The following is a 21,882-nucleotide window of genomic DNA, read 5'->3' on the forward strand; positions in this document are numbered from 1 at the left end:
TGTTTCTTGCGGATGTACTCGATCCCTTGTAGGAGTGAGCCTGCTCGCGATGGCGGCCTGGGAGCCGACCTGTTTCTTGCGGATGTACTCGATCCCTTGTAGGAGTGAGCCTGCTCGCGATGGCGGCCTGAGAGCCGACCTGTTTCTTGCGGATGTACTCGATCCCTTGTAGGAGTGAGCCTGCTCGCGATGGCGGCCTGAGAGCCGACCAATTTCTGGCAGACTGCACACGGTCCAAATGTGGGAGCGAGCCTGCTCGCGAAGGCACTCCCACAGTCACCTCATCTCTACTTACCCGCCCCCGCATTGGCATACAAATAATCCGTCGCCAGCGACGCCAATGTCCTCACGCCCACCACCAGCGCCGACTCATCCACAAAGAACCCGGGATTATGATTCGGCGCTGCCTTGCTCATGTCCTGGTCTCTTGGTGTCACGCCGAGAAACACAAACAGCCCCGGCACTTCCTTGGCAAAGAACGAAAAGTCTTCCGCGCCCCCCACCAGCGGTGCATTCACCACATCATCCTTGGCCGCCCACTTCAGCGTCGGCAGCATCTTTTCCGTCAGCGCCGGGTTGTTGATGGTCGGGTCGTATTTTTCGATGATGGTGACATCCGCTTTCGCACCGCCGCTTTCGGCGATTTTTTCCACGGTCTGGCGGACGTCGGCATGCAGTTTCTGGCGGATGCCGTAGTCGTAGGAGCGGATCGTGCCGGTCATGTCGACGGATTCGGGAATGATGTTGTAGCGCGTGCCGCCGTTGATGGTGCCGATGCTGACCACTGACGGATAAGAGGAGATATCCGTGCGGCGGCTGACTACGGTTTGCAGGCCGACGATGGTTTGTGCGCCGACGGTGATCGGGTCGATGCCGTCCCAGGGGCGGCCGGCGTGGGTCTGTTTGCCGAGGATTTTGATACGCAGGTCGTCGGAGCTGGCGAGGGTCGCGCCTGGGCGGTAGGCGATCTGGCCGGCGGGGACGCCGGCCCAGACGTGCAGGCCGAAAACGGCGTCGGGTTTCGGTGATTTCATCACACCTTCCTCGACCATCATTTTTGCGCCCCAGGTGTTTTTGCCGTCGGGAATGAAGTCGCTTGGGCCTTCTTCGGCGGGCTGGAAGTAGAACACCACGGTGCCGGGTAATGTGTCGCGCATACCTGAGAGAATTTTCGCCGTGCTCAGCAGGATCGCGGTGTGCGCATCGTGGCCGCAGGCGTGCATGACGTCGACTTCTTTGTCGAGATAGATGCCTTTGGCTTTTGAGGCGAACGGCAGGTCGGCGACTTCCTTGACCGGCAGCGCATCCATGTCGGCGCGCAGGGCCACGGTCGGGCCGGGCAGGGCGCCTTTGAGCACGGCCACTACACCGGTGCGGGCGACGCCGGTTTTGACTTCCAGACCCATGGCCTTGAGTTGTTTGGCGACCAGTTCGGCGGTGCGTTTTTCAGTGTTGCCGAGTTCTGGATGAGCGTGGATGTCGCGGCGGGTTTCCAGCAGCTCCGGTTCGAGCTTTTGCGCTTGTTCGGCGATTTGCGTGCGGGTGCTTTCCAGCGTGGCGGCACCGGCGTGGCTGGCGATCAGGGTGAGTAGAACTGCTTGGGCAATGCGCGTCAGTTGCATCGGGTTCTCCTTGATTATTGTTGTCGGGCTTCCCTGCCTGTGACTGCAAGCGCGCGCCTGAGTGCTATTCCTTCGGCTGACCGCCACCGGCAGTGATCACTTGCACGCTCATGCGTGGCGTTGCCAGATCGAGTCCGGCTTCGTCGAGATGGCGTTTGAGCGACAGGTTGAAGGCTCGAGAAACTTCCCACTGTTTGATCGGTGCGGTCTTGAACCGTGCGCGCAGAATCGCGCTGCCGGATTCGAAACTCTCTACACCCTGAATCTCCAGCGGCGACCAGATATTGCGCCGCTGTAGCGGATCGGTACGCATCTTCTGCCCGACTTCACGCATCAGTTTGATCGCGTCGTCGATTTCCATGTTGTACGGCACCGCCACACGGAAGATCGCGTAGCCGAATTCCCGCGAGTAGTTCTTGATGCTTTTGATTTCGCTGAACGGGATGGTGTGGACGATGCCGTCGATGTCGCGCAGGCGCACGGTGCGGATGGTCAGGCCTTCGACGGTGCCGAGGTGGCCGCCGACGTCGACGTAATCGTCGATGGCCAGTGAGTCTTCGATGATGATGAACAGGCCGGTGATCAAGTCCGCTACCAGTGACTGTGCACCGAAACCGATGGCCAGACCGATCACGCCGGCACCGGCCAGCAGTGGCGTGACGTTCATGCCCATGTTCGCCAGCGCGACGATCAGCGCAATGATAAAGATCGCCACGAACAGCACGTTGCGAATCAGCGGCATCATCGTTTGCGCACGGGCATTCGCCAGGCCTTTGCGCGAGCGGGTGAGGGCGTGGTGCACGGCGGTGTCGGCGAGGATCCAGATCAGCCAGGAGAAAATCAGTGTGCCGATCAGGCTGAACAGTTTGACGCTGACATCATGCCCTTCGCCCTCGGCGAAACCGATCAGCGACTGGCCCCAGACGCGCAGGCCGAGTTCGATAAAGACCAGCCAGACCACCAGGTGCGCGAGGGTGTAGAAGAAGTTTTTCAGGCGTTCGGAGTACAGCGCGTGGCGTTTCGGCCCGCGTTGCGGTTTCAGTGAGTGGCGGCGCACGAGGCCGTTGATCACCATGCACATCACCAGCAGCACGGTGCAAATCAGCGACTGGCGCAAGGCGGTGCTGGTGTCGCCGGCGGAGACGAAGGTGGCGAACAGCGAGATGCCGACCAGTACCAGCGCTGGCACGTACCAGAAGGTGCCGAGGATTTCGATGGTGTCGCTGAGCGCGCGGCGGGTCAGGCGTCGTGACAGCGGCTGGTTGCGGATCAGGTGCGCGATCGGTCGGCGGAAACGCAGGATAAACAGACCGGTCGACAGCGCCGCGAGGACATTGGCGATGGTCGCGGCGGTGTGGGCCAGATGCACGCCGAGGCTTTCGATCAGGCGTGGATCGTTCAGCGCCTCACCGAACGCGGCGAAGCTACCGATCAGCCACAGCGGCCGGAACGCCTGATGACGCAGAATGTACAGCGCACGATGACGGTGCGGGCCGTCGAGCAGGGAGAACGCGATCACGCAGATCGCCGAGAAACAGGTACCGACCACCAGCGCATAAGCCAGCACCATCGCCAGGCTTTTACCCAGAGACGATGGCAGCGCGTAGCTCATGTAGACGGTCATCACCAAGGCGATCAGCCACGGCCCGAGCTTGCGCAAAGCGAAGCGCAGCATGTCGAGGGCTTTGGGATGTTGCGGCAGTTCTTCGGTGAGGCCGAAACGCATGCGCACCCGATGGCCGAGCCAGATCAGCGCGGCAGCGAGCAGGCTCCACACTGCGAGGATCATGGCGAAGCCGAAGATGATCGGCAGCCACTCGTTGGCCGGCAGCATCATCGCGCTCAGTTCGTCCTTGGCCAGATCGAACTCGTTGCCCCAGCGGTTGAGCGGGCTGTCAGCGCCGGTAAATTGTTTTTCGAAGTTGGACAGAGTGCCGCCGATCAAGCCGAGCACGCCTTCTTCAGGGCTGGCCTGGGCTTTTTTGGTGGCGTCGCGCAGCTTCTTCAGATCGGTCAGCAACTGTGCGCGTTGCTTGTCGTTTTCCAGCGACTTGATGACTTCGTCGAGGGACTGGCCGAGCGGCTCCTGCGCTTCGGGCTGCGCTTTGTTGGTGTTGAGCAGACCGGGCAAACCGACCGCGTGGGCGGGGGCCAGCGGCAGCAGCGTCATCAGGCAGACGAGGAACAAACTGGGCAAAGCAAAAAGACGAGCGAACACTAGGCGGTCAACCTCGCAAGGGGCGGATTCGCTGGAGTGTACGAGGCCCACTAAAGCAATGCGAGCCGGGCGCGGATTTATTCGTTGAGTTTGGCGAGGATCTTGTAGACCACGGTGGCGAGGATCGTGAGCATGCCGATCCACATGGCGAATACGCCGGCGTTCTTGTCACGGAAGTTGAAGCCGATGGCCAGCAGGATCATTCCGCTCAGAATCGGAATGAGCATGGCGTGGAACGAAGACATCGAGATCATGGAGACTGCCTTGTCGAAATGAATGATGTAAGTCTAGGTCGGTTTCTGCCGGCCGGTATTGATCTGAGTAGGAGCAACCGAAGGCTGCGATCTTTTGATTTTGTTTTAAGATCAAAAGATCGCAGCCTTCGGCAGCTCCTACATTGAATCGCATTTTTGCCGAAGTTTTTATGGCAACTCGCGGCAGGCGTAGAACGCACTCAGCACTTTGACCAGATGTGCCAGGTCGTGGCTGCCGCACAGTTCGCGGATCGAGTGCATGGCGAAGGTCGGCAGGCCGATATCGACAGTACGCACACCGAGGTGGCTGGCGGTGATCGGGCCGATGGTCGAGCCACAGCCCATGTCGCTGCGCACCACGAAACTTTGCACCGGGACTTCTTCGGCCATGCACAGATGGCGGAAGAAACCGGCGGTTTCGCTGTTGGTGGCGTAGCGCTGGTTGCTGTTGACCTTGATCACCGGGCCGGCGTTGAGTTTCGGGCCGTGGTTGGCGTCATGTTTTTCTGCGTAGTTGGGGTGCACGCCGTGGGCGTTGTCGGCCGAGACCAGCAGGGATTTCTGAATGGTGCGGACGAATTCGTCACCTTCCGGCAGCAGACGGCGCAGGGTCTGTTCGAGCATCGGGCCATCGGCACCGCAGGCGGAGCAGGAGCCGACTTCTTCGTGGTCGTTGCACACCAGCACGCAGGTTTCGTCGGTTTCGGCGGTGAGCAACGCTTGCAGGCCGGCGTAGCACGACAGCAGGTTGTCGAGACGCGCGCCGGCGATGAAGTCGCCATTGAGGCCGATGACTGCAGCGCTTTGCGTGTCGTAGAAGCTCAGCTCGTAATCGAGCACGACGTCGGCGTTCAAGCCGTGTTCGCGGGCCAGTTGATCGGTGAGCACTGCGCGGAAATCGACGCGCTCGTCACCGGCAAATTGCGCGAGGATCGGCGGCAGTTCGGTCTGCGCGTTGATCGCCCAGCCCTGATTGGCTTCACGGTTGAGGTGAATGGCCAGATTCGGAATGATCGCGATCGGCGCTTTGAAGTCGATCAACTGGCTCTCGACCTTGCCGTCGCGGCGGAAGGTGACGCGGCCGGCCAGCGACAGATCGCGGTCGAACCACGGTGCCAGCAGCGCGCCGCCATAGACTTCAACGCCCAGTTGCCAGAAGCCCTGACGCTGCAGTTCCGGTTGCGGCTTGACCCGCAGGCACGGGCTGTCAGTGTGCGCGCCGACCAGGCGGATGCCGCCGTGCAGTGGCGAAGTGCGGCCCATTTTGATCGCGACGATCGAGGAGTCGTTACGGGTGACGTAATAGCGGCCGTTCGGCTCGGTGGCCCATGGCTCGCGCTCGTCGAGGCGCACGAAACCGGCAGCCTCCAGACGCTGTACCAGACTGGCAGTGGCGTGGAACGGGGTAGGGGAGGCCTTGAGAAAGTCGATCAGGCCTTGGTTCAACTCTTCGCGCATAAGAAACTCCAGACAGCAGTGGGCGGGAGTTTAACGCATCGGCCGGACAATTGAATCCGAACCGGAGCCCTTGTAGGAGTGAGCCTGCTCGCGATAGCGGTGTGTCAGATCATTATTGATTGACTGACAGAGCGCTATCGCGAGCAGGCTCACTCCTACAGGGGACGGTGATGTGGTCAGAACGGTGCAGGGCACTCGAAGCGCAGGCGTTCGCCGGTTTGCGGATGGGTGAAGCTGAGCATGCTCGCGTGCAGGCACAGACGTGGCCAGGCGGCCAGAGCCTGCTCGTGGGCGTAGAGCCCGTCGCCGAGCAGCGGATGCCCGATCGACAGCATGTGCACGCGCAACTGGTGCGAACGGCCGGTGATCGGCGTCAACTCAACGCGACACCAGTCACCGCAACGCTCCAGCACCCGCCAGAAGGTCAGCGCGTGTTTGCCGAATTCGTGGTCGACCACATGACGCGGCTTGGTCGGTGGGTCGTAACGCAGGGGCAGGTCGATGCTGCCACTGTCGAGTTCCGGCTGACCCCAGGCCAAAGCGGTGTAGGCCTTTTCGGTTTCGCGGTCGTGAAACTGGCGCGACAGTTCGCGGTGCGTGTCGGCGTCACGGGCGAGCAGAATGATGCCGGAGGTTTCCCAGTCCAGGCGATGGACGATGCGCGCTTCCGGGTAGCCGTTTTCCTGCAGGCGGGTAATCAGGCAATCCTTGTTGTCGTCGGCGCGACCCGGCACCGAGAGCAGCAATGTCGGTTTGTTCACCACCAGTACGGCGGCGTCCTGATGAATGATGTGGATGTTGGACAGCGGCATTAAAACAGCCTCGTAACAAATGCCAACGGCGGCTCGGAACTGCTGATAACCCTGTAGGAGCTGCCGAAGGCTGCGATCTTTTGACTTTGAAGATCAAAAGATCGCAGCCTTCGGCAGCTCCTACACAAGCACCAATAGTCCGAGCCGCCGTAGCGACTGCCAAATCGACTCAGCGATCAGGCAGGGTGATGTTGAGTTCCAGAATCGAGCAACTGCCCTGGCTTTCCAGTGCAACATGTACGTCGTCGTTGCCGATGTTGACGTACTTGCGGATCACGTCGACCAGTTCCTTCTGCAAGGCTGGCAAGTAATCCGGCGTGCTGCGCTGGCCGCGCTCATGCGCCACGATGATCTGTAGACGCTCTTTCGCTACCGAGGCGGTACTTGGCTTTTTGTTGGCACGAAAGAAGTCAAAAAGGTTCATTACCTACCTCCAAACAGGCGCTCGAAGAATCCCTTCTTCTCGACATCGAGGAAACGGTGGGCTTTTTCTTTGCCCAACAGGCGGTCGACGGTATCGCTGTAAGCCTGACCGGCATCGCTCTGGTCGTCGAGAATCACCGGGACGCCCTGGTTGGATGCTTTAAGCACCGCCTGGGATTCCGGGATCACGCCGAGCAGGGTTACCGAGAGGATTTCCTTGACGTCTTCAACGCCCAGCATCTCGCCCTTTTCAACACGCTCTGGATGGTAGCGAGTGATCAGCAGGTGTTCCTTGATCGGGTCTTCGCCACGTTCGGCGCGACGCGATTTGCTCGCCAGCAGGCCGAGCATGCGGTCCGAATCTCGTACCGAGGACACTTCCGGGTTGGTCACGACGATCGCTTCATCAGCGAAGTACATGGCCAGGTGTGCACCTTTTTCGATGCCGGCCGGGGAGTCGCAGACGACGAACTCGAATTGCTCCTTGAGCTCCATCAGGACTTTTTCCACGCCTTCGACAGTCAGCGCGTCTTTGTCGCGGGTCTGACTGGCGGCCAGTACGTAGAGGTTTTCCAGGCGCTTGTCTTTGATCAGCGCTTGTTGCAGGTTGGCTTCGCCGTTGACCACGTTGACGAAGTCATACACCACGCGGCGCTCGCAACCCATGATCAGGTCAAGGTTACGCAAGCCCACGTCGAAGTCGACGATCACTGTTTTGTGGCCGCGCAGAGCGAGGCCGGTACCGATAGCGGCGCTGGTGGTGGTCTTACCCACACCACCCTTGCCGGATGTAACCACGAGAATCTTGGCCAAGGTGTTTCACCCCTAAGGAAGAAGGACTTTTTAGCCCCTGAAAAACATCTCTTGAAAACTACTGCAGTCGGACAGCCTTGGCTGGAATTCGGCGTTGAGCCTTTTTCCTACTTCGTTTGAGCCGTTTTCGCTACGTTTTAGAGATGCTTGGAAAATGCGGCAGTATCCGTTAAAGCCGAATGATGTTCAACACGTCGCCCGACAGGCTGACCTGTACGCCCGAGCCCCACATCGGGTCGCGGCGCAAATCTTCGGAAACCTTGTAATGACCGGCGATGGAGATCAGTTCAGCGCTCAATTGCTGACAGAAAATCCGTGCCTTGGTGTCACCCTTCACGCCGGCCAGCGCCCGACCACGCATCGGGCCGTATACATGGATGTTGCCATCGGCGAGAAGTTCCGCCCCCGGGCTGACCGAGGACACCACGACCAAATCGCCACCCTGGGCATATATCTGTTGGCCACCACGTACTGGCGTGGTGATGACGCGGGTCGGTTTGACCGTTGGCTCAGGCGGTTTTTCCGGCTTCTTTTTGACTTCGGCTTCCGCTGTTTCCAGCGGTCGTTCACGGGCGCCCGACGGCGGCAATACCGGAATGTCGATGGCGATGGCGGCGGCGATGTCTTCGATGCGGCTGGCGCGAATTGCCAGGGTGCGCAGGCCATGTTGGCGGCAGACGCGCATCAGGCCCGGCAGATCGACGGCGCCTTCGCTCGGCGGCAGTTTGTCCAGCGCCAGAACCAGCGGCGCGTTGCTGAAGAAGTTCGGCGCCTGGGCAACTTTGGCGGCCAATTGCCGATCGAGGCTTTCGAGGTCGTTACGGGCCAGTTCCAGCACAGTAATGGCCAGCATGCTGCCCTTGAGCTGGAATACGGGATCTTGGTCTAACGGTTCGGTTTGGCTCATGTCGGCATACAACGGCTTGTCACTAAAAGTGCCGAGACTTATAACGAGAACGCCCGCAGGCCGCAAGCCGGGTCGAACGATGTAGAATGCGCGGCCACTGTATTTACGGAAGCTTTAATGGATCGCCCGCGTTTTCGAAAAGCATTTTTATCGCCACGCTTCTGGCCGCTCTGGTGCGGTCTGGGGCTTTTGTGGCTGATCGTGCAGTTGCCGTATCCGGCCTTGCTGACCATCGGTCGAGTTTTGGGCGCCTTGATGTATCGCGTGGCCGGCGACCGGCGGCGCATTGCCAAGCGCAATCTTGAGCTGTGCTTCCCGGAAAAATCCGCCGCCGAGCGCAAACGCCTGCTCAAGGAAAATTTTGCCTCCACCGGCATCGCTTTTTTTGAAATGGCCATGAGCTGGTGGTGGTCGCGTGAACGTCTGGCCAAGCTGGCCCACGTTGAAGGCCTGGAGCATTTGCAAAAGGCCCAGCGCGAAGGCAAAGGCGTGATTCTGATGGCCGCGCATTTCACCACGCTGGAAATCGGCGCGGCGCTGCTCGGCCAGCAGCACACCATCGACGGCATGTACCGCGAACACAAGAATCCGTTGTTTGACTATGTTCAGCGTCAGGGCCGCGAGCGGCACAACCTCGATTCGCTGGCAGTGGAGCGTGACGACGTGCGCGGCATGCTCAAGTTGCTGCGCTCCGGTCGCGCGATCTGGTACGCACCGGATCAGGACTACGGCGCCAAACAAAGCATCTTCGTGCCGTTGTTCGGCATTCAGGCAGCGACCGTGACGGCGACGACGAAATTCGCCCGTCTGGGCAAGGCGCTGGTCGTGCCGTTCACGCAGGAGCGTCTGGCTGACGGTAGCGGTTATCGCTTGGTGATTCATCCGCCGCTGGAAGACTTCCCAGGCGAAACCGAAGAAGCCGACTGCATCCGCATCAATCAGTGGGTCGAGAGCGCCTTGCGTGCCTGCCCTGAGCAGTATCTGTGGGCGCATCGACGCTTCAAGAGCCGCCCACCGGGCGAGCCGAAGTTGTACGCCAAACGCGGTTGATTGACCCACCCCTATAGGCACCATGGAGCGTTGCGATGAGCCCAGCTGAACCGGTCACAGGTTTGATTCTTTCCGGCGGCGGGGCTCGGGCGGCGTATCAGGTGGGGGTTCTGGCGGCGATTGCCGAATTGCTGCCGTTGGGCGCGGACAATCCGTTTCCGGTGATCGTCGGCACCTCGGCCGGGGCGATCAATGCGGTCAGCCTGGCCAGTGGTGCCACGGACTTTCGCGCCGCCATCGAACGCCTCACCTTGTTCTGGCAGGGCTTTCGCAGCCATCGCGTGCTGCGCAGTGACTGGCCCGGCGTTATCCGTCAGGCCAGCCGCTTTGTCAGTCACAGCCTGCTCGGCCTCGGTCGGCAACTGCCGGTGGCGCTGCTCAACAGTTCGCCGCTGCGCGAACTGCTCAATGAAAAACTGCACATGCCCGGTATCGCCGAATCGATCGCGCGCAAGCAATTGCATGCCGTGGCGGTAACTGCGTTCGGCTATGAGTCGGGGCAAGCGGTGACGTTCTATCAGGGCGGCGGCAAGATCGATTCATGGCTGCGCCATCGACGTATTGGTGTGCCGACGCAACTGTCGGTGGATCACTTGCTGGCCAGTTCGGCGATTCCGTTGTTGTTCGCGCCGGTGAAAATCGGCGATGAATATTTTGGCGACGGCGCCGTGCGGCAATCGGCGCCGATCAGCCCGGCGCTGCATTTAGGGGCGAGCCGGGTGCTCGTGGTCGGTGTCAGCGGCAACCCGCGCGGGTTTGATCCGCAGCAGCCGCTGGAGCGCGCCTACACCGGGCAACAACCGACGCTGGCGCAGATTGGCGGGCACATGCTCAACAGCACGTTCATTGACAGCCTGGAGAGCGACATCGAGTTGCTCCAGCGTCTCAACCAGTTCAGCCACTTGATGCCTGCCGGCACGCCGACGCGCGAGTTGGGTGTGGCACCGGTGGAGGTGCTGGTGATTTCGCCGAGTCAGCCGATCGATGAGATTGCGGCACGGCATCGCCAGGAGTTGCCGGCGGCGTTGCGTTTGTTTCTGCGCGGGCCGGGGGCGACCAAGACCAGTGGGGCAGGGGTGTTGAGTTATCTGCTGTTCGAGGCGGGGTATTGCAGCGAGTTGATTGATCTGGGACGGCGCGATGCGTTGGCCAAGCGCGAGGAGCTGTGCCGGTTTTTGGGATTGCCATTTTAAAGCAAAAAGATCGCAGCCTTCGGCAGCTCCTACATTGGAATGCGCTATCCCTGTAGGAGCTGGCGAAGCCTGCGATCTTTTGATTTTTATCAGAAGTGGAACTTCACCAGGAAGCTCGTGGTGCTCTGATTGGTCTTGAACGCACCGGTGTCGTCGATGCCGTACTTGTCTTTCCAGTAGTCGTATTCCACACCGACATACAACTGCTTCTCGCCAAAACTCAACGCCTTGCCCAGGTCGTATTTGACCTGTGGGTTGAAGTGCAGGTTGGCGTGGTAATCGCCTTTGGAGTTGGAGTCGTTGTCGGTGACCCAGTCCATGAAGCCGTCGATCAGGATGTCCGACTTGCCGACCGGGATGGTGTAGGACCAGACCGGAGTAATCTGCCAGACGTTGTCACCGGCGCGAGCACCTTGGGTGTGACGCTGGTAGAAGTTCAACTGGAAGTAGTCGAAGCCCGGGATTGCCAGGTCGAAGCCTGGACCGATCAGGTACGACTCGGTATCGCCTTCGCCGAACTCGTAAGTCATCGCCACCAGGACGTCTTTGATCGGGCCGAACTCGATCTTCTGGTCGAGCACTTTGCCCAGCGAGATGCGCGGGCTGAACTCACCGTAGTAGGTGTTCGGACCGTTGCTGAAGTCCTTGCCACCGTTGTAGAAGATCTTGTCGAGGAAGAAGAAGTTATCCCCGTACTTCCACGCATCGGCGTGCTCGAAGGTGACGGTCTGCTGGATGCGCGGGTTGACCTGGAAGTCCTTGCCATACAGGTAGGTCAGGCTGTTGTTCTGCCACTGCAGCAGGCCTTCGGCCATGGCCTGGCCGCCGGCCAACATCGATCCCGCGAGCATCAGGCTGGTGCACATACGTTTCATTCGGTTGCTCCCAAAGTAGGTGTTCCACGTTATTTTTTTTAAGATCGGCGCTCTGGTGTGGCGCCTTTTTTCGTTGCTGCAAAAGTCATCCGATCGGTCAGCTTCGTTGCTGTTAGCAAGAGCCGAGCCAAGGCTTTCGAAAAGCAAAAAAACACCCGCTCGGCTGCTGAAAAACAGTCGATTGAGTGTGTTTTCGGGATGCCTCGGTACTGACCGGGCCGGGATAAGTTGGCTTTTCGGTCAGGAATTAAATTCGGGCTTTTTTTTAGACCGAATTCAAGAGGCCGCGGAGAATACTGACTCAACGGCCAGGTCTCAAGTGCCCCGCAACAGAGCACCGACGACAGGTATGGGGCACGGTTGCGGGCCATCTTAAAAGTGCACCTTGACCAACAGGCTGGCGGTGTTCTGGTTGGTGTCGAAGTTGTGGGTGTTTTCGACGCCGTATTTATTTTTCCAATAGCTGTATTCGGTACCGACATACAGTTGCTTGTGGCTCCAGCCCAAGGCTTTGCCCAAGTCATATTTGATCTGCGGATTGATGTGCAGGTTGGCGTGGTAGGTGCCGCGCGAGTTCTCATCGTTGTCGACCACCCAATCGAGGTAGCCGTCGATCAGCACATCGGAATTGCCCAGGGGAAAGCTGTAGGACCAGCCGGGGGTGATCTGCCAGACGCCGTCACCGGGGCGTGGGCCTTCGGTCTGGCGGCGGAAGATGTTCAGGGTGACGTAGTTGAAGCCGGGCACCTTGAGGTCGAAGCCGGGGCCGATCAGATAGGCCTCGCTGTCGCCTTCGCCGTATTCGTAAGTCATCGCCAGCAGGACGTCTTTGATCGGGCCGAACTCGAGTTTCTGGTCGAAGATCTTGCCGAACGAAAAGCGTGGGGTGAATTCACCGTAGAAGGCGTGCGGGCCTTTGTTCGCGTCTTCCTTGCCGTTGTAGAAGATCTTGTCGACGAACAGGAAGTTGTCGCCGTATTTCCACTTGTCGGCGTGCTCGAAGGTCAGCGTCTGCTGGATCGACGGGTTGATCGCGAAGTTCTTGCCGTACAGGTAGCTGAGGCTGTTGGTTTGCCACAGCAGTAAATCGCCGGCCATGGCCTGACTCGCGGCCAGCAGGCCGCCACTCAACAACATGTTGGTTTGCGTGCGAATCATCTGTTGCTCCCTCTTGTTTTTATTGTTTGAGGCGCAGAGCTGTTGCGCGCCCTTGTAGGAGTGAGCCTGCTCGCGATAGCGGTGAATCAGTCAACGAATCTGTTGAATCTGATAACGACATCGCGAGCAGGCTCACTCCTACAGGGGGATAGCGTTTTTCAGTTAATGCTGGTGGGCGTGGCAGTCGTTGATCGCCGCGCGCTCTTTGCCGCCGAGAATGTTGAACAGCAGGTTCAACGTCAGCGCGCTGAGCGTGGCCATGGCGATGCCGCTGTGGGTAATCGGGCTCATCCACATCGGCAAATGCGCAAAAAACTCCGGACGCACCACCGGGATCAGGCCCATGCCGATGCTCACCGCCACCAGCAACTGGTTGCGACGGTCACCGATGTCGGCTTCCTGGAGAATCTTGATCCCGGTCGCGGCGACCATGCCGAACATCGCAATTGCTGCGCCGCCGAGTACCGCCGGAGGAATCGACGCCACCAGAAACGCTGCTTTCGGCAGCAGGCTCAACACGATCAGCAAGCCACCGGCAACGATGGTCACCGAACGGCAGCGCACGCCGGTCATCTGCACTAGACCGATGTTCTGCGCGAAAGAGGAGTGGGTAAACGTGTTGAAGAAACCAGCGACAAACGAGGCGCCGGCATCACACAGCAAGCCGCGACGTAGCATGCGCGGGCAGACTTCCTGGCCGGTGATCTTGCCCAGCGCGAGGAACATCCCGGTGGATTCTACAAAGATGATGACGACTACCAGACACATCGACAGGATCGGTGCCAGTTCGAATTTCGGCATGCCGAAATGCAGCGGAGTGACGAACTGAACCCATGGCGCGTTGGCCATGCCGCTCAGGTCGACCATGCCAATCGCGCCGCATAGGATGTAGCCGAAGCACATGCCGATCAGTACGGAAATGTTGACCCAGAAACCGCGCATGAAGCGGTGCACCAGCAGAATAGTGCCCAACACCAATGCGGCGATGGCCAGATAAATCGGTGAGCCGAATTGCGCAGCGGCAGCGCCACCACCGGCCCAGTTCACGGCCACGGGGAACAGCGACAAACCGATCGAGGTGATGACCGTGCCGGTCACCAGCGGCGGGAAAAAGCGCACGACCTTGGACATGAACGGCGCGATGAGCATGCCGAAGAAACCGGCAGCGATCGTCGCACCGAAGATGCCTTGCAGACCGATACCGGGCATGCCGGCCATGGCGACCATGCTGCCGACTGCAGCAAAACTGGCACCCATCATCACCGGCATGCGAATGCCCATCGGGCCGATGCCCATGGACTGGACGATGGTGGCGATACCGGCGACCAGCAGGTCGGCGTTGATCAGGAAGGCAATTTCTTCACGACTCAGGCCAGCGGCCTGTCCAATGATCAGCGGCACCGCGATGGCACCGCCGTACATCAGCAGAACATGTTGCAAACCGACCAGGATCAGTTGCAAAAGGGGCAATCGCTGAATGGCGGGTGCGTCGGGGATGCGCGCTTTGGACAGCTCGGACATGCAACACCTCGGATCTTTTTATTCTTGTGATTAACAGCTGCCGGGTTGTTCACAGCTGTTTATTTGCATCAGGTAAAAACCGCGTTGCGGCGAATCGCTGGCAAGCCAGCTCCCACACAGGCAGTGCAAAACCCTGTGGGAGCTGGCTTGCCAGCGATGCTTTTACTGCTTAGTTGGTCTGTGCTCCCTGGGCGATCCATGCACCGATCAGGTCACGTTCCTGCTGGGTCATCTGCGTGATGTTGCCCAGTGGCATGATCTGCGTGGTGATGGCTTGCGCCTGGATGCGTGCCGCGTTCTGACGGATCTGCTCAGGGGTGTCGAGCATCACACCCGCCGGAGCTGCGCTGAACAACGGACTGGTTGGTTTGGCCGAGTGGCAAACCGCGCAACGTTCTTGAATCACGTTGTGCACTTTGTCAAAGGCCGGACCTGCGTTGGAGGCTTGCGCCGGTGCTGCGGCAGGGGCTGCCGGAGCAGCAGGTGCCGCCGCTTCAGCCGGTTTCAAGCCACCGCCCAATGCCGTTTCCGGCAGCGGTTGGTACTCGATTTTCGCTGGCGCCTTGGCCACTTCCGGCGCGGTCGACATCGGCATTGGGCCGGTGACGTACGCCAGACTGATCATGCCCACCGCTGCCACTGGCAGGGTCCAGGCAAACTTGTGGCTGTCATGACGGGTGTTGAAGTAGTGACGCACCAACACCGCCAACACCGCGATCCCGGCCAGGATCAACCAGTTGTACTGGCTGCCATAGGTGCTCGGGAAGTGGTTGCTGATCATGATGAACAGCACCGGCAGGGTGAAGTAGTTGTTGTGACGCGAACGCAGCAAGCCTTTGGCTGGCAGCGCCGGATCCGGCGTGCGGTTTTCGGCAATCGCCGCGACCAGTGCGCGTTGCGCCGGCATGATGATGCGGAACACGTTGCCGACCATGATCGTGCCGATGATCGCGCCGACATGCAGGTACGCACCACGACCGCTGAACACTTTGCTGAAGCCATACGCCGCGCCGATGATCAGCACGAACAGAATGAAACCGAGCAGAGCAGGGCGTTTGCCCAGGGCCGAGTCGCACAGGAAGGAGTAGATGAACCAGCCGATAAACAGCGAGCCGATACCGATGGCCACGCCTTCAGGGCCGCTCAGGGTGCTGCCCGGAGCCAGCAGGTAGAGCGTTGGATTGGAGTAGAACACCACGCACAGCAGCGCGATACCCGACATCCAGGTGAAGTAGGCTTCCCATTTGAACCAGTGCAGGTTCTCCGGCATCGCCGGCGGGGCCAGTTTGTATTTTTCCAGGTGATAGATACCGCCACCGTGGATCGCCCACAGGTCACCGGCCAGACCGGTTTTCGGGTTGACGCGGTTGAGGTTGTTCTCCAGCCAGACGAAGTAGAACGACGCGCCGATCCAGGCCACGCCAGTAATCATGTGAACCCAGCGCACGCTCAGGTTCAGCCATTCCAACAGATGTGCTTCCACAGTCTTTACCTCTCGCCTGTCACTCTTGTTGTCGAGTGATCAGACCTTCTCTTATTGGTGGGGGGCGAGGATCAAACGCTCATCCTCTTTGAAAAAATGCTCATCGCAGTTATTGCCTGTGCCACTGCGATCAACCACCAGGAAGTCATCCCGCTTTTCGATCGTCAGCACCGGGTGGTGCCAAACGCCGCGATGGTAATTAATGCCCTGCCTGCCGTTGGTGACGAAGGCGCGGACCAAGCCTGATACAGGTTCATCGCCAAGTGGCGCGACCACGATCAGAAAGGGGTTGCCGAGCAGCGGAATGAAAGCCTGGCTGCCCAGCGGATGGCGTTCCAGCATGCAAACGGTCAGCGGCATGTCCTGCGCGTCGGCGCGGAAAATGCTGATGATCGCGTTGTCCTCAGGCTGAGCGGTTTCGACCGTCGCCAGTTTGTGGAAGCGCATGGTCGAACCGTTGTTGATCATGAAGTGATCGCTGCCGTCGGTTTCGATGACGTCACCGAAAGGGGCGAAGGCTTCTTTGGTCAGCGGTTCAATCTGTAGTGTGCGCATGCTGTTCTTCTTATCCGAATTCTGTGTTGTTCAACTTGTCAGTGCGTCTTGCGCGATCCCTGTAGGAGCTGGCGAAGCCTGCGATCTTTTGACTTTGTTTTTAAGATCAAAAGATCGCAGCCTGCGGCAGCTCCTACAGGCTCAGCATTACTTCGCGACCTTGCCGAGAACGCGCAGGCGGCTCACACCACCGTCCGGGAACACGTTCAGGCGGATGTGAGTGATCGGGCCCAGTGCCTTGATCTGCTCGACGAAGGTGTGTTCGGCGTGCATTTCCAGCTTCTGGCTTGGCAGCAGTTCACGCCAGAACAGCGACTGGGTTTCGATCTGGCTGTCAGTACCGCCCTTGACGAACGCGCCCTGGATCGAGCAAGTGTCCGGGTAGTTGCCTTTGAAGTGCAGGGTGTCGACGACGATCTTCTCGATCTCGCCCGGGTGACCCAGCGCGACGATCACCCAGTCATTGCCCGGCGTGCGACGACGTGCAGTTTCCCAGCCGTCGCCCATGTTGATGCTACGGCCCGGGTTGAGGATGTTGCTCATGCGGCCGAAGTGTTCGTCGGAGCAGGCGAGGGCGCGGCCACCATTGAGGGCTGCTGCCAGATCGACTTGCTCGTTGTCGCCAACCGCTGACCAGTCGCGGAACGGAATGCCGTACACGCGCAGACGGGCGACACCGCCGTCCGGGTAGATGTTGAAGCGCAGGTGGCTGAACGCTTGGTCGTTGCTGATTTCGTGGTAGTGGTGGCTGTTGCCCTGCAGCTCGACGGCCGACAGCACTTCCGTCCACTGGGTGTTTTCATCAGGTTCGCCCGAGGCCAGGAAGCACGCTTCCAGAGAGGCCGATGGCGGGAAGTTGCCGGTGAAGAATGAAGTGTCGATGTCCACGCCTTTGATCGAGCCCGGTACGCCCAGACGGATCACGGCGCTGTCGAAGCCTTCGAAGCGCTTGCGGCGTGATTCCCAGCCGTCCATCCACTTGCCGTTGTCATCGAACACGCCCTCCTTCCATACGGCCGGGGTCGGTTGGAACAGACGATTGGCGTCTGCGAACCAGTCATCGGTGACCGAGATGATTTTGGTGCCCAGACGGGCATCGGCCAGGTTGACGAATTTTTCGAAAGGTACGGCGTAAGCTTTCATTCTTCTTGTCTGCCTTTAAAAAAGTGGCTGGGGATGCTTGCAAGACCCTGGGTGCTCTCCGCGTCTGATGCACTCGGGTCAGGCTTCGCTAAAGAGTCAGTAAACGGAACAGGGCGATCTTGTTGATCTCCGCCAGCGCGCATTTGAACTCGGTGTCGACCGAATTGTGAATACGCGTTTCGAACGCCGCGAGGATCTGATGCCGGTTGCTGCCTTTTACCGCCATGATGAAGGGAAACTTGAACTTGGCTTTGTAGGCGTCGTTCAGCTCGGTGAAGCGCTGGAACTCTTCGGCCGTGCATTGGTGAATACCGGCGCCAGCCTGTTCATTGGTGCTGGCTTCGGTCAGTTGGCCCTGGACGGCAGCTTTGCCGGCCAGGTCCGGGTGAGCGTTGATCAGCGCAAGCTGGCTGGCGTGATCGGCGCTCAACAGGATGTCGCTCATGCGCTGGTGCAGGGTTTCGATCTCGTCGATCGAGGCATCTGCGCCCAGGTCGTAGGCCTTCTCGGCCACCCATGGCGAATGTTCGTAGATGTCGGCAAAAGCTTTGACGAAGGCGTCGCGGCTCAGGGTCGACGGTTGCAGGGTTTGAAAGCGGCTCATTTCGCGGCCCCTTGGTACGGGTGGGTTTCGTGCCAGTGACGCGCGATGTCGACGCGACGGCTGAACCACACCTGTTCATGACTTTTGGCGTATTCGATAAAGCGTTTGAGCGACGCGAGGCGACCCGGACGGCCGATCAGACGGCAGTGCAGACCGATCGAGAGCATCTTCGGTGCTTCAGCGCCTTCGGCATAGAGCACGTCGAACGCGTCTTTGAGGTATTCGAAGAAGTCGTCACCCTTGTTGAAACCCTGCACTTGGGTGAAGCGCATGTCGTTGGTGTCTAGGGTGTACGGGATCACCAGATGCGGTTTGCCGGTCGGGTTGTTCGGTTCCCAGTAGGGCAGGTCGTCGTCGTAGGTGTCGCAGTCGTAGAGGAAACCACCTTCTTCCATGACCAGGCGACGAGTGTTCGGGCCGGTGCGGCCGGTGTACCAACCCAGTGGGCGCTCGCCGGTGATTTCGGTGAGGACGCGGATCGCTTCGAGCATGTGCTCGCGTTCCTGCGCTTCGTCCATGTACTGGTAGTCGATCCAGCGGTAGCCGTGGCTGCAAATCTCGTGGCCGGCATCGACCATCGCACGGATCACATCCGGGTGGCGCTGAGCGGCCATGGCCACCGCGAAAATGGTCAGCGGAATATCGAATTCCTTGAACAGTTTCAGGATCCGCCAGACGCCGGCACGGCTGCCATACTCGTAAAGCGATTCCATGCTCATGTTGCGCGCGCCTTGCAGCGGCTGAGCGGCAACCATTTCGGAGAGGAAGGCTTCGGACTCTTTATCGCCATGCAAAATGTTGCGCTCGCCGCCTTCTTCGTAGTTGAGTACGAAGGACAGGGCGATGCGGGCATTGCCCGGCCAGTGTGGGTGAGGAGGGTTACTGCCGTAACCGATCAGGTCGCGTGGGTAGTCAGCGCTCACTGCAGTCTTCCTTCTTATTCGTTGACAGATTGGTGTGGCGGCCTGGCGGTGAATTAACAGGCTGGCGTCACAGCGATGGGCTGATTGTATACAACTTTATTCGCAATTTGTAAGCCTGAATTTTCGCATTTTTCACCGACTGTCATCTTTTCCTACTATTGGCGTGAGCCTGCAAGAAACCTGCCTGACCAGTCAGCTAATGGATAGGAGGTGCAATGAATAGGCGTGTTGCTGGCAGAACGCGAGGAAACCCCCGAATGGCGGGGGTGATGTGAAAAATGTCGTTTTTATTGTGTACAATTTTTTTGAAAAGTGTCTTAATCAATCGCTCGCCGCAGCTTTTCGTGCTCCGAATCGGTGCGGTCTCCTTTTTATCTGACTTCGGGAGGCGCGAAGTCTGACTGCTCCGTGCAGGCAGGCGCGCAGAATCAATGGGACGTTTGACTACACACGTTTTGGACGCTGCACACGGTTGCCCGGGCAGTTCGATCAAGGTCGAGCTGTACCGCGTTGAAGGATCGCACCTGGAATTGGTCGCCAGTGCCGTCACCAACAGCGATGGCCGGGTCGATGCACCGCTGCTGCAAGGCGATGATTATCGTACCGGCGTTTATCAGGTTCAGTTCCATGCAGGCGATTACTACCGCGCCCGTGGCGTTCAGTTGCCGGAACCGGCATTCCTCGACGTGGTTGTGCTGCGCTTCGGCATCTCTGCCGAACAGGATCACTACCATGTTCCTTTGCTGATTTCGCCGTACAGCTATTCCACGTACCGGGGCAGCTGACCCCCAAGCAGCTGCCCCCACCGGGAAGCGACTGCGCATATAGCTTCTTTGGTCTTTCGCCCGCTCACACTGCGGGCTTTTTTTATGCCTGTATTTTGTGCATGGCCGCGCGCCCCGGAGAACTCTGGAGCGCGCGGTTTCGCGTTCGGGTAAGCATTAACGATAAGGTTATTCAGCTGTGTCGGCTGACGACAAGGTTGTATTCGTGAGTGGGGAGAGGCTCGTTGGTGCCCAGCAAAAAAATGATCCTGTTCGTGTGCAAGTGTTCCATCAGGTCGTTGTTGATATGGGCGTCCATGTTGTCGACAAAGACTCTTTTTTTGAGCCAGGCAATTGGATCTGGGAGAAAAACAGTTTTGTTCTGAATCCTGTCCATGAACATGATGAAGATATGCTCAACACCCGTTCGCTTGATCAATAAGGCGTTCCCCTGGTTGGCGCCGAAATCATGGGCAATGTAGTAGCCGTGTGCGCTGAGAAGATCTTTGAACAGTGTCCGCGTTGTTCGCCGACCTCTTTGATGTTGTGAACCGGATAACAGCTTCGGATTGAAGTCGATTCTTTGCAGACCTTCAGCGGACGGAAGCGGGACACGCTTGTTTCCATTTACGTCGGCTGCAAGCGGCGAGAGAAGCATTAGCGGGTCGCTCAAGTCTTGACGAACGACTCGGTTATCGCCCACGAACATAGAGCGATTTTCCCAGTACTTGAAAGTCTCGACCAATGCGCTGATCCCGGACCCGCTCAGTTTATTGGAGTGACTGGCCCGATTGAACATCTCCCGTGCGGTTTCGCTTGCGGAGTGATCAGAAAGGAAGGGGAACTGATCGCTGACATATTGAGTCAGGCTTTTTTCAAATGGCCGACTCCCTGCAATTTTCCATGCTTCACTGCCTTGCGCCGTCCTGTCCGCCGACTTCACCACCCCCCGGGGTTGTAACTCAGGATTGGTCAGCAGTAATTGTTCAAAAGCATCGAAACGATAAGCAGAGAACTGAGGAGGCTTGATGAAGGCAAAACCGTCAACGGCGTGGGTCGGCTGGTCAAGCAGCGCAAAGTGCTTGCCGCCGATTTCCACGGAGTCGCCGGCTGGCGGTTTCGTTTTTCCCCAAGCTTTCCATAGTTCACTGATGCCCATGAGTACGAAGGGATCGAGAGGATCACTGTCTTCTGACAGTCGAGGGCGCTTGCTTGGGCTGGGGCCGGGCTTTTCTGGCTGAGTGAGGTGGCGAGAACTGCCTGGCTGCGGATCCTGCTGCGTATTTGCGAAGGCCTGCAACTTGCGGCGCCAGACGAATTGCCCAGGGATCTGCTCGAACGTGATATCCGGCACATTGGTCGTTGTTGCAGACGCCAGTTTGTATTCGCCTTGTTCATTCCTGCGAACCAGGATGGTGCCGTCGGCGATATCGATATAGGTTCTCCCGCGCGGTCCTTTGCGGATGCCGTCCGGGGAACCTTGCGCTGCAGGAAGAAGCGCCGCCAGGTGCGGGTCGACGAAAGGAATTGCGTGTGACGGTTCGTTAATCCGTTGCGCCGATCGCTTCCTCTGTCTGGAGTGAGCCGTGTACCACTGGGCCTCGACTCGCCACAGTGGCAAACCGTCGATTTTTTTTCAGGATCGGTGGTGTCACGCCCGGCGCTGCTGGCCAGGGAATCTGATAGTCCCCGGTTGTGTTGCGTTCAACCCGGTAATGACGGCCGTCTTCCAGGTGCGCGTAAGTCTGACCGCCCGGGGCCACGAATAACCCGTCGATGGTTTCGTGCGGTTGTAGCAGATGGGTTTGTAAAACCGGCAGGGATATCTCGGCCAGTCTGGCATTGGCTTCGGTGATCACCGGGTCCGTGATGTGACTCACCACGACATGTGGGTAATCAGTTACTTCGCTGCCAGATGGAGCGGAAATGGATGGCCCCGGCAGTCGATTCGTACCTGGCGCAAAAATGTTGGAGCCGCCAGGATTAGTTCCGCTGCCATTGCCAGCGTTAGACCTGTTGGTCGTCGAGGTATCGGGCAACGCAGGGCGAATGGTGGTCTTTGTGGGTCTGGTCATTCAACTTTCTCTGAGCGATTCATGGTGCATT

The 21,882-nt window shown here is 59.0% G+C and carries 21 protein-coding genes; 3 read left to right on the forward strand and 18 right to left on the reverse strand.

All coding sequences use genetic code 11. The annotated features are described in order from the left end of the window. Nucleotides 1–287: 287 nt before the first annotated feature. From CKW38_RS27020 to minC, 8 genes are all read right to left on the reverse strand, one after another. Complete coding sequence (locus CKW38_RS27020; RefSeq protein ID WP_095114333.1) at nt 288–1,622, reverse strand: amidohydrolase; 1,335 nt, start codon at nt 1,620–1,622, stop codon at nt 288–290. 64 nt (nt 1,623–1,686) lie between these two features. Beyond that, nucleotides 1,687–3,840 (reverse strand): mechanosensitive ion channel family protein, encoded by a 2,154-nt coding sequence (locus tag CKW38_RS27025; RefSeq protein WP_095114334.1) that lies wholly within the window; start codon nt 3,838–3,840, stop codon nt 1,687–1,689. 77 nt (nt 3,841–3,917) lie between these two features. Next, on the reverse strand, nt 3,918–4,094 hold the full coding sequence (locus CKW38_RS30250; protein ID WP_163004785.1) for a hypothetical protein: 177 nt from the start codon (nt 4,092–4,094) through the stop codon (nt 3,918–3,920). 168 nt (nt 4,095–4,262) lie between these two features. Further along, the gene (locus CKW38_RS27030; protein ID WP_095114335.1) at nt 4,263–5,552 is read right to left on the reverse strand and encodes a M18 family aminopeptidase; all 1,290 of its coding nucleotides are present in this window, start codon (nt 5,550–5,552) and stop codon (nt 4,263–4,265) included. A gap of 176 nt (nt 5,553–5,728) precedes the next feature. Beyond that, nucleotides 5,729–6,364, reverse strand: a complete 636-nt coding sequence (locus tag CKW38_RS27035) for an RluA family pseudouridine synthase (RefSeq protein ID WP_034151766.1) — start codon at nt 6,362–6,364, stop codon at nt 5,729–5,731. A 169-nt stretch (nt 6,365–6,533) separates the two neighbouring features. Further along, on the reverse strand, nt 6,534–6,788 hold the full coding sequence (gene minE, locus CKW38_RS27040) for a cell division topological specificity factor MinE (RefSeq protein WP_003223146.1): 255 nt from the start codon (nt 6,786–6,788) through the stop codon (nt 6,534–6,536). Continuing rightward, nucleotides 6,788–7,600 (reverse strand): septum site-determining protein MinD, encoded by an 813-nt coding sequence (gene minD, locus CKW38_RS27045; RefSeq protein ID WP_007913953.1) that lies wholly within the window; start codon nt 7,598–7,600, stop codon nt 6,788–6,790. Before minD ends, minE begins: the two co-directional genes overlap by 1 nt. A gap of 169 nt (nt 7,601–7,769) precedes the next feature. Next, complete coding sequence (gene minC / locus CKW38_RS27050; RefSeq protein ID WP_095114357.1) at nt 7,770–8,507, reverse strand: septum site-determining protein MinC; 738 nt, start codon at nt 8,505–8,507, stop codon at nt 7,770–7,772. A 117-nt stretch (nt 8,508–8,624) separates the two neighbouring features. Between minC and CKW38_RS27055 the strand changes: the two genes are divergently transcribed. After that, on the forward strand, nt 8,625–9,557 hold the full coding sequence (locus tag CKW38_RS27055) for a lipid A biosynthesis lauroyl acyltransferase (RefSeq protein WP_095114336.1): 933 nt from the start codon (nt 8,625–8,627) through the stop codon (nt 9,555–9,557). 35 nt (nt 9,558–9,592) lie between these two features. Continuing rightward, the gene (locus tag CKW38_RS27060; RefSeq protein ID WP_007913959.1) at nt 9,593–10,750 is read left to right on the forward strand and encodes a patatin-like phospholipase family protein; all 1,158 of its coding nucleotides are present in this window, start codon (nt 9,593–9,595) and stop codon (nt 10,748–10,750) included. An 89-nt stretch (nt 10,751–10,839) separates the two neighbouring features. On the opposite strand, the gene CKW38_RS27065 is transcribed toward CKW38_RS27060, so the two are convergent. The 8 genes from CKW38_RS27065 to puuE form a co-directional block, all read right to left on the reverse strand. After that, entirely contained in the window at nt 10,840–11,625 is a 786-nt protein-coding gene (locus tag CKW38_RS27065) for an outer membrane protein OmpK (protein ID WP_007913962.1), read from the reverse strand. Nucleotides 11,626–11,997: 372 nt separating this feature from the next. Then, on the reverse strand, nt 11,998–12,783 hold the full coding sequence (locus CKW38_RS27070; RefSeq protein WP_095114337.1) for an outer membrane protein OmpK: 786 nt from the start codon (nt 12,781–12,783) through the stop codon (nt 11,998–12,000). Nucleotides 12,784–12,945: 162 nt separating this feature from the next. After that, a complete protein-coding gene (locus CKW38_RS27075) occupies nt 12,946–14,304 on the reverse strand; it encodes a nucleobase:cation symporter-2 family protein (RefSeq protein ID WP_095114338.1) in 1,359 nt (452 codons plus the stop codon). A 169-nt stretch (nt 14,305–14,473) separates the two neighbouring features. Next, nucleotides 14,474–15,787 (reverse strand): urate hydroxylase PuuD, encoded by a 1,314-nt coding sequence (locus CKW38_RS27080; RefSeq protein WP_007913971.1) that lies wholly within the window; start codon nt 15,785–15,787, stop codon nt 14,474–14,476. Nucleotides 15,788–15,838: 51 nt separating this feature from the next. Further along, the gene (locus CKW38_RS27085; RefSeq protein WP_007913973.1) at nt 15,839–16,342 is read right to left on the reverse strand and encodes an ureidoglycolate lyase; all 504 of its coding nucleotides are present in this window, start codon (nt 16,340–16,342) and stop codon (nt 15,839–15,841) included. Between the two features lie 147 nt (nt 16,343–16,489). Further along, on the reverse strand, nt 16,490–17,485 hold the full coding sequence (gene alc, locus CKW38_RS27090) for an allantoicase (RefSeq protein WP_095114339.1): 996 nt from the start codon (nt 17,483–17,485) through the stop codon (nt 16,490–16,492). A gap of 88 nt (nt 17,486–17,573) precedes the next feature. After that, nucleotides 17,574–18,089 carry a 2-oxo-4-hydroxy-4-carboxy-5-ureidoimidazoline decarboxylase gene (gene uraD / locus CKW38_RS27095; protein ID WP_095114340.1) on the reverse strand — a complete coding sequence of 172 codons (516 nt, stop codon included), beginning with the start codon at nt 18,087–18,089 and terminating at the stop codon, nt 17,574–17,576. Then, complete coding sequence (gene puuE, locus CKW38_RS27100) at nt 18,086–19,012, reverse strand: allantoinase PuuE (RefSeq protein WP_007913981.1); 927 nt, start codon at nt 19,010–19,012, stop codon at nt 18,086–18,088. The genes uraD and puuE overlap by 4 nt, the downstream gene beginning before the upstream one ends. A gap of 431 nt (nt 19,013–19,443) precedes the next feature. Between puuE and uraH the strand changes: the two genes are divergently transcribed. Beyond that, the gene (gene uraH / locus CKW38_RS27105) at nt 19,444–19,797 is read left to right on the forward strand and encodes a hydroxyisourate hydrolase (protein ID WP_007913983.1); all 354 of its coding nucleotides are present in this window, start codon (nt 19,444–19,446) and stop codon (nt 19,795–19,797) included. A 172-nt stretch (nt 19,798–19,969) separates the two neighbouring features. Here the strand turns inward: uraH and CKW38_RS27110 are convergent, their stop codons facing one another. Both CKW38_RS27110 and CKW38_RS30495 read right to left on the reverse strand, forming a co-directional pair. Beyond that, complete coding sequence (locus CKW38_RS27110; protein ID WP_256588457.1) at nt 19,970–21,397, reverse strand: hypothetical protein; 1,428 nt, start codon at nt 21,395–21,397, stop codon at nt 19,970–19,972. Next, a complete protein-coding gene (locus CKW38_RS30495; RefSeq protein ID WP_256588458.1) occupies nt 21,321–21,851 on the reverse strand; it encodes a hypothetical protein in 531 nt (176 codons plus the stop codon). Before CKW38_RS30495 ends, CKW38_RS27110 begins: the two co-directional genes overlap by 77 nt. Between the last annotated feature and the right edge of the window lie 31 nt (nt 21,852–21,882).

Source organism: Pseudomonas sp. Irchel 3H7 (genome assembly GCF_900187605.1).
GTDB lineage: Bacteria > Pseudomonadota > Gammaproteobacteria > Pseudomonadales > Pseudomonadaceae > Aquipseudomonas.

Excerpts from the sequence above, each read along its gene's own strand:
- uraD (WP_095114340.1), bottom strand. The coding sequence starts at position 18,089 with ATGAGCCGCTTTCAAACCCTGCAACCGTCGACCCTGAGCCGCGACGCC.
- uraH (WP_007913983.1), top strand. The coding sequence starts at position 19,444 with ATGGGACGTTTGACTACACACGTTTTGGACGCTGCACACGGTTGCCCG.
- minC (WP_095114357.1), bottom strand. The coding sequence starts at position 8,507 with ATGAGCCAAACCGAACCGTTAGACCAAGATCCCGTATTCCAGCTCAAG.
- alc (WP_095114339.1), bottom strand. The coding sequence starts at position 17,485 with ATGAAAGCTTACGCCGTACCTTTCGAAAAATTCGTCAACCTGGCCGAT.
- CKW38_RS27055 (WP_095114336.1), top strand. The coding sequence starts at position 8,625 with ATGGATCGCCCGCGTTTTCGAAAAGCATTTTTATCGCCACGCTTCTGG.
- CKW38_RS30250 (WP_163004785.1), bottom strand. The coding sequence starts at position 4,094 with ATGATCTCGATGTCTTCGTTCCACGCCATGCTCATTCCGATTCTGAGC.
- CKW38_RS27085 (WP_007913973.1), bottom strand. The coding sequence starts at position 16,342 with ATGCGCACACTACAGATTGAACCGCTGACCAAAGAAGCCTTCGCCCCT.
- CKW38_RS27035 (WP_034151766.1), bottom strand. The coding sequence starts at position 6,364 with ATGCCGCTGTCCAACATCCACATCATTCATCAGGACGCCGCCGTACTG.
- CKW38_RS27070 (WP_095114337.1), bottom strand. The coding sequence starts at position 12,783 with ATGATTCGCACGCAAACCAACATGTTGTTGAGTGGCGGCCTGCTGGCC.
- CKW38_RS27020 (WP_095114333.1), bottom strand. The coding sequence starts at position 1,622 with ATGCAACTGACGCGCATTGCCCAAGCAGTTCTACTCACCCTGATCGCC.
- minE (WP_003223146.1), bottom strand. The coding sequence starts at position 6,788 with ATGAACCTTTTTGACTTCTTTCGTGCCAACAAAAAGCCAAGTACCGCC.
- CKW38_RS30495 (WP_256588458.1), bottom strand. The coding sequence starts at position 21,851 with ATGACCAGACCCACAAAGACCACCATTCGCCCTGCGTTGCCCGATACC.
- CKW38_RS27075 (WP_095114338.1), bottom strand. The coding sequence starts at position 14,304 with ATGTCCGAGCTGTCCAAAGCGCGCATCCCCGACGCACCCGCCATTCAG.
- CKW38_RS27065 (WP_007913962.1), bottom strand. The coding sequence starts at position 11,625 with ATGAAACGTATGTGCACCAGCCTGATGCTCGCGGGATCGATGTTGGCC.
- CKW38_RS27030 (WP_095114335.1), bottom strand. The coding sequence starts at position 5,552 with ATGCGCGAAGAGTTGAACCAAGGCCTGATCGACTTTCTCAAGGCCTCC.
- CKW38_RS27060 (WP_007913959.1), top strand. The coding sequence starts at position 9,593 with ATGAGCCCAGCTGAACCGGTCACAGGTTTGATTCTTTCCGGCGGCGGG.